This is a genomic window from Janthinobacterium sp. AD80, from assembly GCF_002878455.1.
In the GTDB taxonomy this organism is placed as follows: Bacteria; Pseudomonadota; Gammaproteobacteria; order Burkholderiales; family Burkholderiaceae_D; genus Janthinobacterium.
In genome coordinates this window covers 37,793-51,854 of the sequence record NZ_NRDQ01000015.1, presented here as the reverse complement: position 1 = coordinate 51,854, position 14,062 = coordinate 37,793, and the positions used below count along the sequence as shown (strand labels likewise).

General features: G+C 62.5%; 13 protein-coding genes. All 13 read right to left on the bottom strand.

Going from position 1 to position 14,062, the window contains the following annotated elements; all coding sequences use genetic code 11:
- Positions 1 to 168 precede the first annotated feature (168 nt).
- The 13 genes from JaAD80_RS03565 to serC all read right to left on the bottom strand — a co-directional run bounded on the left by JaAD80_RS03565 (position 169) and on the right by serC (position 14,051).
- Positions 169 to 876, bottom strand: coding sequence for a helix-hairpin-helix domain-containing protein (locus tag JaAD80_RS03565; protein WP_102292906.1), 708 nt, complete (start codon positions 874 to 876; stop codon positions 169 to 171).
- Between the two features lie 205 nt (positions 877 to 1,081).
- Positions 1,082 to 2,035, bottom strand: a complete 954-nt coding sequence (rfaE1, locus tag JaAD80_RS03560) for a D-glycero-beta-D-manno-heptose-7-phosphate kinase (protein WP_102292905.1) — start codon at positions 2,033 to 2,035, stop codon at positions 1,082 to 1,084.
- Positions 2,032 to 3,399: a UDP-glucose/GDP-mannose dehydrogenase family protein gene (locus JaAD80_RS03555; RefSeq protein ID WP_102292904.1), complete on the bottom strand. Its 1,368-nt coding sequence runs from the start codon at positions 3,397 to 3,399 to the stop codon at positions 2,032 to 2,034. The genes rfaE1 and JaAD80_RS03555 overlap by 4 nt, the downstream gene beginning before the upstream one ends.
- Positions 3,400 to 3,477: 78 nt before the next feature.
- Entirely contained in the window at positions 3,478 to 4,653 is a 1,176-nt protein-coding gene (gene lapB, locus JaAD80_RS03550) for a lipopolysaccharide assembly protein LapB (RefSeq protein ID WP_102292903.1), read from the bottom strand.
- Between the two features lie 46 nt (positions 4,654 to 4,699).
- Positions 4,700 to 5,002, bottom strand: coding sequence for a lipopolysaccharide assembly LapA domain-containing protein (locus tag JaAD80_RS03545; protein WP_077400759.1), 303 nt, complete (start codon positions 5,000 to 5,002; stop codon positions 4,700 to 4,702).
- A 234-nt stretch (positions 5,003 to 5,236) separates the two neighbouring features.
- Positions 5,237 to 5,542: an integration host factor subunit beta gene (locus JaAD80_RS03540; RefSeq protein WP_008446215.1), complete on the bottom strand. Its 306-nt coding sequence runs from the start codon at positions 5,540 to 5,542 to the stop codon at positions 5,237 to 5,239.
- Positions 5,543 to 5,559: 17 nt separating this feature from the next.
- A complete protein-coding gene (gene rpsA / locus JaAD80_RS03535; RefSeq protein ID WP_071650172.1) occupies positions 5,560 to 7,272 on the bottom strand; it encodes a 30S ribosomal protein S1 in 1,713 nt (570 codons plus the stop codon).
- A 119-nt stretch (positions 7,273 to 7,391) separates the two neighbouring features.
- Entirely contained in the window at positions 7,392 to 8,060 is a 669-nt protein-coding gene (cmk, locus tag JaAD80_RS03530) for a (d)CMP kinase (RefSeq protein WP_102292902.1), read from the bottom strand.
- Positions 8,061 to 8,171: 111 nt separating this feature from the next.
- Entirely contained in the window at positions 8,172 to 9,527 is a 1,356-nt protein-coding gene (gene aroA / locus JaAD80_RS03525; protein ID WP_102292901.1) for a 3-phosphoshikimate 1-carboxyvinyltransferase, read from the bottom strand.
- A gap of 18 nt (positions 9,528 to 9,545) precedes the next feature.
- The gene (locus JaAD80_RS03520; protein ID WP_102292900.1) at positions 9,546 to 10,454 is read right to left on the bottom strand and encodes a prephenate dehydrogenase/arogenate dehydrogenase family protein; all 909 of its coding nucleotides are present in this window, start codon (positions 10,452 to 10,454) and stop codon (positions 9,546 to 9,548) included.
- Positions 10,455 to 10,458: 4 nt separating this feature from the next.
- Complete coding sequence (gene hisC / locus JaAD80_RS03515; protein WP_102292899.1) at positions 10,459 to 11,565, bottom strand: histidinol-phosphate transaminase; 1,107 nt, start codon at positions 11,563 to 11,565, stop codon at positions 10,459 to 10,461.
- Positions 11,566 to 11,708: 143 nt separating this feature from the next.
- Positions 11,709 to 12,779 carry a prephenate dehydratase gene (gene pheA / locus JaAD80_RS03510; RefSeq protein ID WP_102292898.1) on the bottom strand — a complete coding sequence of 357 codons (1,071 nt, stop codon included), beginning with the start codon at positions 12,777 to 12,779 and terminating at the stop codon, positions 11,709 to 11,711.
- 180 nt (positions 12,780 to 12,959) lie between these two features.
- Complete coding sequence (serC, locus tag JaAD80_RS03500; RefSeq protein ID WP_102292896.1) at positions 12,960 to 14,051, bottom strand: 3-phosphoserine/phosphohydroxythreonine transaminase; 1,092 nt, start codon at positions 14,049 to 14,051, stop codon at positions 12,960 to 12,962.
- Between the last annotated feature and the right edge of the window lie 11 nt (positions 14,052 to 14,062).

Sequence of the window (14,062 nt, the reverse complement as noted above, 5' to 3'; positions counted from 1 at the left end):
CGCGCGCCTGCCGCCGTGATGCCGGCAGCGGCACCCGCAGCCCCGCCCGCATCGGCAGACTGAGCACTTACTCTCCGGCATAAAAAAACCCCGCGCGGCCGGTACCGCGCGGGGTTTTCTTGCAATGCTGCGCGGCACCACCACGCAGCACGCTTCACAACAACACGCTTACTTTTTCTCGGCTTCAGCCTTCTTCGCATCGGCCGCAGCCAGCTTGGCTTCCTTCTTCGCGGCCGCTTCCGCAGCCTTGGCTTCTTTTTTCGCCGCCGTTGCCGCCTTTTTCGCGGCAGCCGCTTCCTTCTTCGTTTCGGCAGCCGGTTTCACGGTTGCGGCGTCAGCCGCGGCTGCCGGCACGGTAGCGGCGGCAGGAACCACCTTGGCGGCGGCCGCTTCTTTCTTCGCGGCGGCAGCGGCGGCCTTGGCTTCTTTCTTCGCAGCAGCAGCTTCCTTCTTCGTTTCAGCGGCCGTCTTGGCTGGCGCCGCAGCGGTGTCGGTCACAGCAGCTGGCTTCGGTGCGGCTTCTTTCGCTGCAACTTCCTTCACAGCAGCGTCCTTTTTTGCCGGGGCCGCTTTCGCCACCGGTGCCGGGGCGGCCGGTGCGCCGGACTTGGCCTGGCCATTCACCTGCAGGCCCGCTTCCGACAGCTTCACGGAGCTTTTCGGGCCGATGCCCTTCACGCGGCTTTCAAAGTCGGCCCAATCCTTGAAGGCGCCGCCCTTGGCACGCTCGTCGATGATGGCTTTCGAGGTAACGGGGCCGATGCCCTTGACGCTGTCGAGTGCCGCCTGGTCCGCCTTGTTGACGTCGACCTGGGCAAAGGCAAAGCCCATCGTCGCTATCAGGGTGGCAATGGCCAGCAGTATTTTTTTAAACATGGGTATCTCTCCGTGATGTGGTTTCAAGGTGACTCGAACGCAAGGGAGGAACAGCGCCTTAACGGCTTTAACGGCTGGGACGTGATACGGTTGACAAGACGGGAGCACGGCAGGAGGGGAAAGCCTGCGCCAGATCAAACGAAGGGGCGCAGGCGCAATGCGAAAAAGGCGGCGGCTGAGAGCCGCCGCTTCAAAGGTGTGGCTCTTACTGCGGGAACAGCTCGTCGCGCGTGACGGTGGCCGTGCCCAGCTTGCCGACGACGATGCCGCCGGCGCGGTTGGCCGTACGCACGGCGTCGCTCAGGCTCATGCCGGCGCCCAGCATGGCCGCCATGGTGGCGATCACCGTGTCGCCGGCGCCCGAGACATCGAACACTTCGCGCGCGTCGGTGGGCATGTGCAGCACCTCATTGGCCGTGTACAAGCTCATGCCTTCTTCCGAGCGGGTCAGCAGCAAGGCTTCCAGCCCCAGCTGCGCGCGCATCTGCTGCGCCCGTTCCGTGAGCTGCTCTTCCGTGCTCCAGTTGCCGATTACGCGGCGCAATTCCGATTTATTCGGAGTGAGCACTGACGCTCCCGTGTAGCGGCTGAAATCATCGCCTTTCGGATCGACCATGACGATCTTGCCGGCGGCGCGCGCCGCCTTGATCATCTCGGCCACGTTTACCAGGCTGCCCTTGGCATAGTCGGACAGGATCACCACATCGTATTGCGGCAACAGGGCATTGAATTGCTTGAGCTTGTCGCGCAGCACCGTATCGCTGGGGGCATCCTCGAAATCGATGCGCAGCATTTGCTGCTGGCGGCCGATCACGCGCAGCTTGATGATGGTGGAAATGGCCGCATCGCGCTGCAGATAGCTGTGGATGCCGCCGCCTTCGAGCAGGCGCTCGACCTGGCTGCCGGCCTCGTCGTCGCCGACCACGCCCAGCAAGCTTGTCTTCGCGCCCAGCGCGGCCGCATTGCGCGCCACGTTGGCCGCGCCGCCGAGGCGCTCTTCGCGCTTCTCGATACGCACGATGGGCACGGGCGCTTCCGGCGAGATACGGCTGACGTCGCCAAACCAGTAGCGGTCCAGCATCACGTCGCCCACCACCAGCAGGCGCACCTGGGCCAGTGCGGCCGGCGCCGTCAAGGCTGCCACCTCACGGGCGCTCATGCGCGTGTCAGGATCGAGCGACCGATCCCGTGGTATTCGATGCCATTCTCGGCCATGACGGCCGGCTCGAAGAGGTTGCGGCCGTCAAAAATCACGGCCTCCTTCAGGCGTGCCTTGATCTGCTCGAAATCGGGGCTGCGGAAGGCTTTCCATTCGGTCACGATGGCCAGCGCATCGGCGTCCAGCAGCGCATCCTGCGGGCTGTCGGCAAAGCGCACACGGGCCAACTGTTCCGGTGCCAGGTCCAGCTGCAGCACGCGGCGCGCCTCGGCCATGGCGACGGGGTCATACACGGCCACCGTGGCGCCGCGCGCCAGCAAGTCGCCCAGCAGCACGCGCGCCGACGCTTCGCGCATGTCGTCCGTATTCGGCTTGAAGGCCAGGCCCCAGACGGCGAAATGCCGGCCCGTCAGGTCGGCGCCGAAGCGCTTGACGACCTTGCCGCCCAGGATGTGTTTCTGCTTGTCGTTGACGGCTTCGACGGCGCGCAGGATCAGCAATTCCTGGCCATGGCCGCGTGCCGTGCGCTCGAGCGCCTGCACGTCTTTCGGGAAGCACGAACCGCCATAGCCGCAGCCCGCATACAGGAAGCTGTGGCCGATGCGCGGGTCGGAACCGATGCCGTGGCGCACGGCTTCGATGTCGACGCCCACCTTGTCGGCCAGGTTGGCCAGTTCATTCATGAACGAGATGCGCGTGGCCAGCATGGCATTGGCCGCATATTTCGTGAACTCGGCCGAGCGCACATCCATCCAGTAGGTACGCTCATGGTTGCGGTTGAACGGCGCGTACAGGCTTTTCAGCAAGTCGCGCGCGCGCTCGCCCTCGGGCGTGGCATCGACGCCGATGACGATGCGGTCCGGGCGCATGAAGTCTTCGACGGCCGCGCCCTCCTTGAGAAATTCCGGGTTCGAGGCCACCGAGAACGTGGCGGCCACGCCGCGCGCGTCAAGTTCGCCCTGGATGGCGGCGCGCACTTTTTCAGCCGTGCCCACGGGGACGGTGGACTTGTCGACGATGACCTTGAAGTCCGTCATGTATTTGCCGATGCCGCGCGCGGCGGCCAGCACGTATTGCAGGTCGGCCGAACCGTCTTCGTCGGGCGGCGTGCCGACGGCGATAAATTGCATCACGCCATGCGCGGCCGCCGCTTCCACGTCCGTGGAAAAGGTCATGCGGCCGGCGGCGCGGTTGCGCGCCACGACTTCTTCCAGGCCCGGCTCATGGATGGGGATGCCGCCGCTATTGAGCAGGGCCACCTTTTGTGCATCCAGGTCGAGGCAAAAAACGTCATTGCCCAGCTCCGCCAGGCAGGCGCCGGTCACGAGGCCAACATAGCCCGTGCCGATAATGGTGATTTTCATGGTTGTGCCGTATTTCTGAAATATAGATGTTGCAAACGAGTACACGCCACGTTGAGCGGGGCAAGGTGGCGTGTACGGTTAATTCATGACGTTGAGCTCTTCAGTGCGGCGCGGTGGATAGGTTTCCCACTTGTTGCAGCCCGGGCAGTGCCAGTAGAACTGGCGTGCCTTGAAGCCGCAATGGCTGCACTGGTAGCGGGCCAGCTTTTGCGTGTATCCGTGCACCAGGTTTTTCACCATCGACAGCTCCGACCAGATGGCTGCCGGGGCATCCATCATGCGCGCTTCCAGCAACTTGTCCAGGCCCAGCAAGGTCGGCGTGCGGCGCAGTTCGGCGCTGACCAGCTGCTTGGCCGCTTCCACGCCGTCGAGTTCGATGACGGCCTTGAAGACGACTTCGATCAGGTCGATCGACGAGGCCTCTTCCAGGTAGGAGCGCAGCAGGTTGACGCCTTCCTGCGCACGGCCCACTTTCGTGTAGCCATCCATCAGACGCTGCGCCACCAGGGCCACGTGCGGCACGCTTTGCTGCTCCACGCGGCGCCAGGTGGTCAGCGCGCCTTCCACGTCGCCACGCGCCAGCAGCACGTCGCCCGTCAGGATGGTGGCGCGCACGCTCTTGCGGTCCGTCTGCAGGGCTTTTTCCAGCAGCGGCATGGCGTCGTCCGGCTTCATGTGCACCAGCGCGTCATGCGCCAGTTCGCAATAGAACTGGGCGATTTCCTTCTGGCGCGCACCGGCGCCCGATTCCTGCAGACCGACGGCCGCTTCGATGGCGCGCGGCCATTCCTTTTCGCGCTGGTAGATTTCCAGCAGTGCGCGGCGCGCCTGGGCCGCATATTGCGTGTCGACCAGGCTGTTGAAGGTTTCCTCGGCGCGGTCCAGCAAGCCGGCCTTCAGGTAATCCATGCCCAGCTCGTAGGCGGCATGGCCCTGCTGCTCCAGCGGCAGGTCGGGACGCGCCAGCAAGTTCTGGTGCACGCGAATGGCGCGCTCCGTCTCGCCGCGGCGGCGGAACAGGTTGCCCAGCGCGAAGTGCATGTCGGCCGACTCCGGGTCCAGCTTGACCACTTCGATGAAGGCGTCGATGGCCTTGTCGTGCTGCTCGTTGAGCAGGAAGTTCAAGCCCTTGAAATAATTGCGCGGCAGGCTGCGCGATTCGGACACCAGTTGATGAATGTCAACACGCGCGGCAACCCAGCCCAGCGCGAAAAACACGGGGATACCCAAGAGCCACCAGAGTTCAAATTCCATGCGATTGTTTTTATTCGTGTAAGAGAGATAGGAGCGACGGCGCCGCTTACTGCGCGCTCACGCTGTCCGGTTGCGGCTGGACATTGCTGGCCACGCCCACGGTCTGCAGCGCGGCGATGGTGGTTTTTTGCTTGCTCGCTTCGCGGCGGTGACGGAACACGGTCGGCGTCAGGGCCAGGACGCCCAGGCTGGCGCCAGCGACAAAAAAGCCCAGCAGCATCAGCACCAGGGGACCGCGAATTTCATAATTGAGGAAAACATGCAGGTCGACAACCTGCGCATTCTTCAGCGCAAAACTGAAGAACAGGACGAAAAGAACACAGCCAACGATGGTGGAGATGATTTTCATCGATACGCCCAGAAAGTACAAAAAATGCCGTACGGCACAACCTTGGAATGCCTGGCAGAAGCGTAGCGAGCGTCAGTGATTTGTGGCCAAGAAGCGCAACCGTACTTTAGTACGGTGAGCATCGCAGGCCGCAAAGCGCGACGCGCAGTAGCTTATGTCAGGTATTCTCAGCATATTAACAAAAAAAAGCGGCATCCAAGGACGCCGCTTTCTATGTCGCCTTCCAGCAGACGATTAATCCTCGATGATCGGTTGTCCGACCATCGCGTCCACCCGCTCGCGCAACTGTTTGCCCGGTTTGAAGTGGGGCACCCGTTTTTCAGGAACCATCACTTTGTCGCCGGATTTCGGGTTGCGGCCAATGCGCGGGGGCCTGCTGTTCAGGGCAAAACTGCCAAAACCGCGGATCTCGATGCGCTGTCCCGTCGCCAGGGCGTTGGTCATCGCATCGAGAATGGTCTTGACGGCATACTCCGCATCTTTCGCCACCAGCTGAGAATAACGCTCAGCGAGGCGGTTGATCAGCTCGGACTTTGTCATCTGCCGTATCCGCAGTCTTAGTTCTTGTTATCGAACTTAGCTTTCAACAATGCGCCCAGGCTGGTGGTGCCCGAAGCTGCGTTGTTGTCGGTAGCTGCCATCTTCTGCATGGCTTCCTGGGTTTCAACGTTGTCTTTCGCTTTGATCGACAGTTGGATGCCACGGGCTTTGCGGTCGATGTTCAGGACCATTGCTTCAACGGTGTCGCCGACTTTCAGGTGCGTACCAGCATCTTCAACGCGGTCGCGCGAGATTTCGGAAGCGCGCAGGTAGCCTTCAACTTCTTCGGACAGTTGGATCACGGCGCCTTTAGGCTCAACCGATTTAACGGTACCGGTAACCAGCGAACCTTTGTCGTTCATGGCTGCGAAGTTGTTGAATGGGTCACCTTCCAGTTGCTTGACGCCCAGGGAAACGCGCTCGCGCTCAACGTCGATGGCCAGAACGATGGCTTCCAGTTCGTCACCTTTCTTGAAGCGACGTACGGCTTCTTCGCCGGTTTCGGTCCAGGACAGGTCGGACAGGTGCACCAGACCGTCGATGTTGCCGGCCAGGCCGATGAACACGCCGAAGTCGGTGATCGATTTGATCGCGCCGCGGACTTTGTCACCTTTCTTATGGGTAACACCGAAGTCGTCCCATGGATTGGCTTTGCACTGTTTCATGCCCAGCGAAATACGACGACGCTCTTCGTCGATTTCCAGAACCATCACTTCTACTTCGTCGCCCAGTTGGACAACTTTGTTAGGAGCAACGTTTTTGTTCGTCCAGTCCATTTCGGAAACGTGTACCAGACCTTCGATACCCTGTTCCACTTCAACGAACGCGCCGTAGTCGGTCAGGTTCGTTACTTTACCGAACAGACGGGTGCTTTGTGGGTAACGACGGGACAGACCGGTCCAAGGATCGTCGCCCAGTTGTTTCACGCCCAGCGAAACACGGTTTTTCTCTTGATCGTACTTCAGGACCTTGGCGGTGATTTCCTGGCCAACCGTCAGAACTTCCGACGGGTGACGTACACGGCGCCATGCCAGGTCGGTGATGTGCAGCAGGCCATCGATACCGCCCAGATCCACGAACGCGCCGTAGTCGGTGATATTTTTGACGACGCCGGTCACGACCGTGCCTTCTTTCAGCGTTTCCATCAGTTTCTGACGCTCTTCGCCCATCGAAGCTTCGATGACGGCGCGGCGGGACAGAACCACGTTGTTACGCTTGCGATCCAGCTTGATCACTTTGAATTCGAGGGTTTTGCCTTCGAATGGGGTGGTGTCTTTGACAGGACGGGTATCAACCAGCGAGCCCGGCAGGAATGCGCGGATGCCGTTGGTCAACACGGTCAGGCCGCCTTTGACTTTACCATTGACGGTACCGACGACGATTTCGCCCGATTCCATCGCTTTTTCCAGAGCCAGCCACGAAGCCAGACGCTTGGCTTTATCGCGCGACAGGATGGTATCGCCGAAACCGTTTTCCAGCGATTCGATCGCCACGGAAACGAAGTCACCAACTTTGACTTCCAGTTCGCCGTGGTCGTTCTTGAATTCTTCGACAGGGATGAATGCTTCGGATTTGAGGCCAGCGTTCACGATCACGAAATTGTGGTCGAGGCGCACGACTTCAGCGGAAATAACTTCGCCGGAGCGCATATCTTGACGCGACAACGATTCCTCGAAGAGCGCAGCAAAACTTTCCATACCGGTAGATTCGTTAGTTGTAACAGTAGACATAGGGTTCACACAGGTTATCCAGCAGAGATCGCACGATGCGACTTAAACTGGGTTAGGTTTTTGACACACCCGGACAGGCCAGGAGCCGTCAACGGGCACCACATAGCATAGTAATCACACTATTTTGCAACTGACGCATACCATTTCAACACGGTTTCAACGGCTTCATCAGCCGTCATTGCCGACGTATCGAGGACATGCGCCCCTTCCGCGGGAACCAGCGGCGCAATCGCACGGTGAGTATCACGTTCGTCCCGCGCCTGCAAATCCATCAGAAGGTCTTCCATATTAGCAGAAAAACCCTTGTCTATCAATTGCTTGTAGCGCCGTTGCGCGCGCGCCTCAACGCTGGCCGTGAGAAACACCTTCAGCGGGGCGTGCGGAAAGATCACCGTGCCCATGTCGCGCCCGTCGGCCACCAGGCCCGGCGTCTTGCGAAAGCCCAGCTGCAAACCGACGAGCGCATGGCGCACCGTTGGCAACACGGCAATTTTCGACGCCGTATTGCCCACCTCTTCGGCACGGATCTGCTCGGTGACGTTTTCGTTGGCCAGCAGGATTTCGCCACCGGCGAAGTGGCATGGCAAGTGCTCGGCCAGCTTGGCCAGCGCGTGCTCATCGCGCAAGTCCGTGCCGCGGCGCAGGGCCGACAGGGCCGTTAGGCGGTACAGCGCGCCCGAGTCCAGATAATGAAAGCCCAGCTTGTCGGCCACGCGGTGCGCCACCGTGCCCTTGCCGGAAGCGGTGGGGCCGTCGATGGCGATGACTGGGATGTGAGAGGTCGGCATTATTTTGTCACTTTAAAAAAACTAAACCCGTTAGGGCTGGGGCCAGACCCCCACTTGAGTCAACGCCTGAACTGGCGTTACTGGTGGAGAGGGTCTGACCCCGGATTTCGGTTAAATAAGACTATCCTTGGCAATCCCCGCGAACGCGGCGAAATACTCGGGGAAGGTCTTGGCCACGCATTTCGGGTCGTTGATGCGCATCTCGTTGCCGCGGCGGGCGGCACCGTCCAGCGATGCGAGCGAGAAGCACATGGCCATGCGGTGGTCGTCATACGTGTCGATGGTGGCAGCCTGGATTTCAGCCGGCGGCGTCACGCGCAGGTAGTCGGCGCCCTCTTCCACTTCCGCGCCCAGCTTGCGCAATTCCGTCGCCATGGCGGCCAGGCGGTCCGTTTCCTTCACCCGCCAGCTTGCGATGTTGCGCAAGGTCGAGGTGCCATCCGCATACAGGGCGGCCACGGCGATCGTCATGGCAGCGTCGGGAATGTGGTTGAAATCCATGTCGACGGCTTTCAAGGGACCGTTCGAGCGCGCTTCGATCCAGTTCTCGCCCATGGTGATGGTCGCGCCCATCTGCTGCAAGGCTTCGACGAAACGCACGTCGCCCTGGATGCTGTCGCGCCCAACGCCTTCCACGCGCACGGGACCGCCGCCGATGGCGCCGGCCGCCAGGAAGTACGATGCCGACGAGGCGTCGCCTTCAACGTGGATGGTGCCCGGGCTCTGGTATTGCTGGCCCGGCTGCACGGTGAACGACTGCCAGCCGTCATGCTCGACCGTCACGCCGAAACGGCGCATCAGGTTCAGGGTGATTTCAATGTAGGGCTTCGAGATCAGCTCGCCCGTCACATCGATGGTGACCGCATGGTCGCGTGCCATCAGCGGCGCCACCATCAAGAGGGCCGTCAGGAACTGGCTCGACACATTGCCGCGCACGGCGATGCGCTGCGCATGAATGTGGCCGCGGCGGATGCGCAGCGGCGGGAAGCCCTGCTCGCCCGTATATTCGATCTGCGTGCCGACGGCATTCAGCGCGTCGACCAGGTCGCCGATGGGGCGCTCGTGCATGCGCGACACGCCGTGCAGGGTGTAGTCGCCGCCGATCACGGCCAGGGCCGCCGTCAGCGGACGGATGGCCGTGCCGGCATTGCCCATGAACAGGTCCGCCTCGTGGTGCGGGAAGACGCCGCCGCAGCCTTCCACGTGGTGGATCTGGTGCGCGGTGGCCGGGTCGCCCTGCAGCTCGTCCTGCGTCCATTTCACGCCCAGCGACGTCAGTGCCGTGAGCATGACGAAGGTGTCGTCGGAGGCCAGCAGGTCAACGATCTTCGTCTTGCCCTTGGCCAGCGCGGCCAGCAGCAGCACGCGGTTGGAAATGCTTTTCGAGCCGGGCAGACGCACCGTGCCTTCGACGTGCATCACCGGTTTCAGATCGATGTGGTGGGGGTAGTGCTTGGTCTGGGTCATGCTGGAATCCTTGAGTATTTATCGTGTGGGCGCGGCTGGAACTTCCGCCGTTTCAATCGCCTCGATCCATTGCTGCCGCGCGTGCTGGGCGTTCGCATACACGCCCTCGATGGCGGCGCCGTCGTTGGCGGCCAGGTGGGCGCGCAAGGTCGTCAACTGCGCCAGGTAGGCGTCCAGTTCGTGCAGCAGCGCCGGCTGGTTGGCCAGGCTGATGTCGCGCCACATTTCCGGCGATGAGCCGGCGATGCGCGTAAAGTCGCGAAAGCCGCTGGCCGCGTACTGGAACAGCAGGCCCGCGTGCGGTTTGTTGGCGATGTCGTCGACCAGCGCAAAGGCCAGCAGATGCGGCAGATGGCTGACGGCGGCAAACACCTTGTCATGTTCTTCGGGGCTCAAGATGTGCAGGATGGCGCCGCAGGCGCGCCATGCGGCCGCCACCCGTTCCACGTCGTCCGCGGCGTTTTCCGCCAGCGGCGTGAGCACCACCTTCTTGCCTTGATACAGGTCGATGATGGCGGCATCGGGACCGTTCGTCTCGCGGCCCGCGATGGGGTGGCCGGGCACGAATTGCCCCACCTTGCCACCGAGGGCCGCGCGCGCGGCCGCCACCACGTCGCTCTTCGTGCTGCCCGCATCGGTGACGATGGTGCCCGGCTGCAGGTGCGGCGCGATGGATGCCAGGATGGCGCCCGTCTGCGCCACGGGCGCGGCCAGCAGCACCAGGTCGGCGCCATGCAAGGCTTGCGCCATGTCGCCGCCGATCGCGTCGATGATGCCCAGTTCGAGCGCGCGCGCCATCGACGCCGGCGAGCGGCCCATGCCAACTACCGTGCCGACCGCGCCCGCGTGCTTGAGGGCGCGCGCGAACGAGCCGCCGATCAGGCCTACGCCAAAGATAACTACCTTGTTCAGTGCGGGCGTCGTCATATCGTCAGGCCAGCGCTTTCGTCAACGCGGCGATGAAGATGGCGTTTTCCTGCGGCAGGCCGATGGAAATGCGCAGCCATTGCGGCAAGCCATAGCTGCCCACGGGACGCACGATCACGCCCTGCTTGAGCAGCGCGAGGTTGACGCGCGCGCCCGCTTCATCGTCGTCGCCCACTTTCACCAGCACGAAATTGCCGTGCGACGGCACGAATTCCAGGCCCAGTTGCGCAAACGCCTCCGTGAACTGCTGGTAGCCGGCAGCGTTGTTGCGCGCGCTCTGCTCCAGGAAGGCCTTGTCGTTCAGGGCGGCAATCGCGGCCGCCTGCGCCAGCGAGTTGACGTTGAACGGCTGGCGGATGCGGTTCATCAGGTCCGTCAGCGCCGGCTGGGCGATGGCGAAACCGATGCGCAAACCGGCCAGGCCGTACGCCTTCGACAGGGTGCGAGACACCACCAGGTTCGGATACTGGCGCACCCACGCCGTCGACTCGTACTGGTCGTCGGCGGACAGGAATTCGTTGTAGGCCTCGTCCAGCACGACGACGACGTGCGCCGGCACTTTTTGCAGGAACGCTTCCAGCTGCGCGGCCGTCAGGAAGGTGCCGGTCGGGTTGTTCGGGTTGGCGATGAAGACCAGGCGCGTGTCGTCGGCAATCGCCGCCGCCATGGCGTCGAGGTCATGGCCGTAGGCTTGCGCCGGCACGACGATGTGGCGCGCGCCCAGGCCTTGCGTGGCCAGCGCATACACGGCGAACGAATACTGCGAATACACGACGGACTGGCCATGCTGCACGAACGCGTGCGCGGCGATTTCCAGGATATCGTTGCTGCCGTTGCCGAGGGTGATCCAGTCGGCCGGCACGTCATAGCGCTTCGACAGCACGGCCTTCAGGTCAAAGCCGTTGGCGTCCGGGTAGCGGCCCAGGTCATCGATGGCGGCGATCATCGCCTGCTTGGCCGATGCCGGCATGCCGTACGGGTTTTCATTCGACGCCAGCTTGACGATGGCTGCCTCGTCGAGGCCAAATTCACGTGCGACTTCCGCGATCGGCTTGCCGCTCTGGTAAGGGGCGATGGCACGGACGTATTCTGGACCGATATTTTTAGACATGGTGTTCTTTAAAAGTTGGTGAATGATCAGGCTGGTGGCTGTTGTTGGGTTACGCTGCGCTAACCCAACCTACAGCTTACCGTATGTCGGGTAGGTCGGATTAGCGGAGCGTAATCCGACACCACCACCGGCATCAATCGAAGTCACAGACTGACCGGATACGACCCCAGCACCTTGAAAAACGCCGCATTGCTCTGCAGCTCGCCCAGCGCCTGGGCGACGGCGGCGTCGTGCACGTGGCCTTCCACGTCGACATAGAAATAATACTCCCAGCTGCCCATGCGCGCCGGGCGCGACTCGAAGCGCGTCATCGACACGCCGTGCCTGGCCAGGGGCGCGAGCAGCTGGTACACGGCGCCCGCCTTGTTCGGCACGGCCAATACCAGCGAGGTCTGGTCCTTGCCAGACGGCGCCGTCTGCAAGGTGCCGACGACGGCAAAGCGCGTGCGGTTGTGCGGGTCGTCCTGGATATGCCCTTTCACCACGCCCAGCTTGTACTGTGCGCCGGCCAGTTCGCTGGCAATGGCGGCCACCGTGCCATCTTCGCCGGCCATGCGCGCCGCCTCGGCGTTCGAGGCCACGGCGCGGCGCTCGATGTGCGGGTAATTCTGGTTCAGCCACACCTGGCACTGCGCCAGCGCCTGCGAATGGGCGCAGATGGACGTGACGCCATCCATGTTGCCGCTCTTCGTCATCAGGCTGTGGTGCACGGCGATCGCCACCTCGCCGCTGATGATGAGACTCGTCTGCAGCATCATGTCGAGGGTGCGGTTGACGGCGCCTTCCGATGAGTTCTCGATCGGCACGACGCCGAAGTCCGCCGTCCCCGCTTCGGCGGAACGGAATACTTCATCGATGGACGCGCACGGCAAGCCTTCGACGGCGCTGCCGAACTGCTGGTACACGGCCTGTTCGCTGAAGGTGCCGGCCGGGCCAAGATAGGCCACGGTAACCCGTTTCTCCAGCGAGCGGCAGGACGACATGATTTCGCGGAAGATGGTTTGCACTTCGCGGTCGCCCATGGGACCGGGGTTGCGCTCGGCCACGCCGCGCAGCACTTGCGCCTCGCGCTCGGGACGGAACACGGGCGCCTGGGTCTCGGCCTTCACATGGCCCACTTCCTGGGCGATTTGCGCGCGGCGGTTCAGCAGCTCGAGGATTTGCGCGTCGATCGCATCGATCTGTTCGCGCAGCGGTTTCAATTTATCGGTCATGGTTGGTTTGTTTCGTCAGCTGTACTTCAATCATTGCCGCGCGGCCTGCGCCGGCGGCGGGCCGGCGCGCATATTCATGAGAATGCCGGACAAAATGATCAGGGCTAGGCGCGTTGCCGCTGGCAGTACGAAGGTACGGCAAGGCAATGCAACAGCGCCCTGGACTTTTTGGCAGGCGTTCTAGCGTCCGGCAAACTCGTTCAAATAGTTGACCAGGGCTTGCACGCCCTCGATCGGCATCGCGTTATAGATCGATGCACGCATGCCGCCGACGGACTTGTGGCCCTTCAGTTGCAGCAGGCCGCGCTGCTTGGCGCCGGCCAGGAATGCGTCGTTCAGACTTTCATCGCGCAGGTAGAACGGGATGGTCATGCGCGAGCGGTATTCAGGGGCGACCCGGTTCTGGTAGAAGTCGTCCGCGTCGAGCGCCGCGTACAGCAGAGCCGCTTTCTCAATATTACGCTGTTCCATGGCTGCAACGCCACCCTGGCGTTTGAGCCATTGGAAAACCAGGCCGGCGATATAGATGCCGTAGGTGGGCGGCGTGTTGTACATCGACTCATGTTCGGCCACGATGGTCCAGTCGAAAGCGGACGGGCAGATCGGCAGCGCCTTGCCCAGCAAGTCTTCGCGCACGATGACCACCGTCAGGCCGGCCGGTCCGATATTTTTTTGCGCGCCGCCGAAGATGACGCCGTACTGCGACACGTCGATCACGCGCGACAGGATGTGCGAAGACATGTCGGCCACGATGGTGGTGCCTGCCGGCACGGCTGGCGCCTGCTGGAATTCCACGCCATCGATGGTCTCATTGGTGCAGATGTGCAGGTAGGCGGCGCCTGGCGTCAGCTGCCATTCGGAGACGGGCGGCACGCCCGTGAAATGGGCGGCCTTGGACGATGCCGCCACGTTCACGTTGGCATACTTGGCCGCTTCCTGGATCGACTTGCCCGACCACGAACCCGTGTGCACGAAGTCGACGGTCGCCGGCTGGGTGGCGCCATGGCCCACCAGGTTCATGGGAATGATGGCGTTCTCGCCCAGGCCACCGCCCTGCAGGAACAGGATCTTGTAGTTCTGCGGCACGGCCAGCAGTTCGCGCAGGTCGGCCACGGCCTGTTGGTAGATGGAGATGAACTCGGGACCACGGTGGCTCATTTCCATCACCGACATGCCGCTGCCATGCCAGTCCTGCATCTCGGCTGCCGCTTGCGCCAGCACTTCCTTGGGCAGCACGGCAGGGCCGGCGGAAAAATTATAGATGTGGCTCACGATACGGTCCT

What these genes read in the sequence shown, in the direction of transcription:
- aroA (WP_102292901.1), bottom strand. Translation starts at nt 9,527, where the DNA reads ATGACCCAGACCAAGCACTACCCCCACCACATCGATCTGAAACCGGTG.
- rpsA (WP_071650172.1), bottom strand. Translation starts at nt 7,272, where the DNA reads ATGTCTACTGTTACAACTAACGAATCTACCGGTATGGAAAGTTTTGCT.
- pheA (WP_102292898.1), bottom strand. Translation starts at nt 12,779, where the DNA reads ATGACCGATAAATTGAAACCGCTGCGCGAACAGATCGATGCGATCGAC.
- JaAD80_RS03545 (WP_077400759.1), bottom strand. Translation starts at nt 5,002, where the DNA reads ATGAAAATCATCTCCACCATCGTTGGCTGTGTTCTTTTCGTCCTGTTC.
- lapB (WP_102292903.1), bottom strand. Translation starts at nt 4,653, where the DNA reads ATGGAATTTGAACTCTGGTGGCTCTTGGGTATCCCCGTGTTTTTCGCG.
- JaAD80_RS03540 (WP_008446215.1), bottom strand. Translation starts at nt 5,542, where the DNA reads ATGACAAAGTCCGAGCTGATCAACCGCCTCGCTGAGCGTTATTCTCAG.
- rfaE1 (WP_102292905.1), bottom strand. Translation starts at nt 2,035, where the DNA reads ATGAGCGCCCGTGAGGTGGCAGCCTTGACGGCGCCGGCCGCACTGGCC.
- JaAD80_RS03520 (WP_102292900.1), bottom strand. Translation starts at nt 10,454, where the DNA reads ATGACGACGCCCGCACTGAACAAGGTAGTTATCTTTGGCGTAGGCCTG.
- cmk (WP_102292902.1), bottom strand. Translation starts at nt 8,060, where the DNA reads ATGCCGACCTCTCACATCCCAGTCATCGCCATCGACGGCCCCACCGCT.
- JaAD80_RS03555 (WP_102292904.1), bottom strand. Translation starts at nt 3,399, where the DNA reads ATGAAAATCACCATTATCGGCACGGGCTATGTTGGCCTCGTGACCGGC.
- hisC (WP_102292899.1), bottom strand. Translation starts at nt 11,565, where the DNA reads ATGTCTAAAAATATCGGTCCAGAATACGTCCGTGCCATCGCCCCTTAC.
- JaAD80_RS03565 (WP_102292906.1), bottom strand. Translation starts at nt 876, where the DNA reads ATGTTTAAAAAAATACTGCTGGCCATTGCCACCCTGATAGCGACGATG.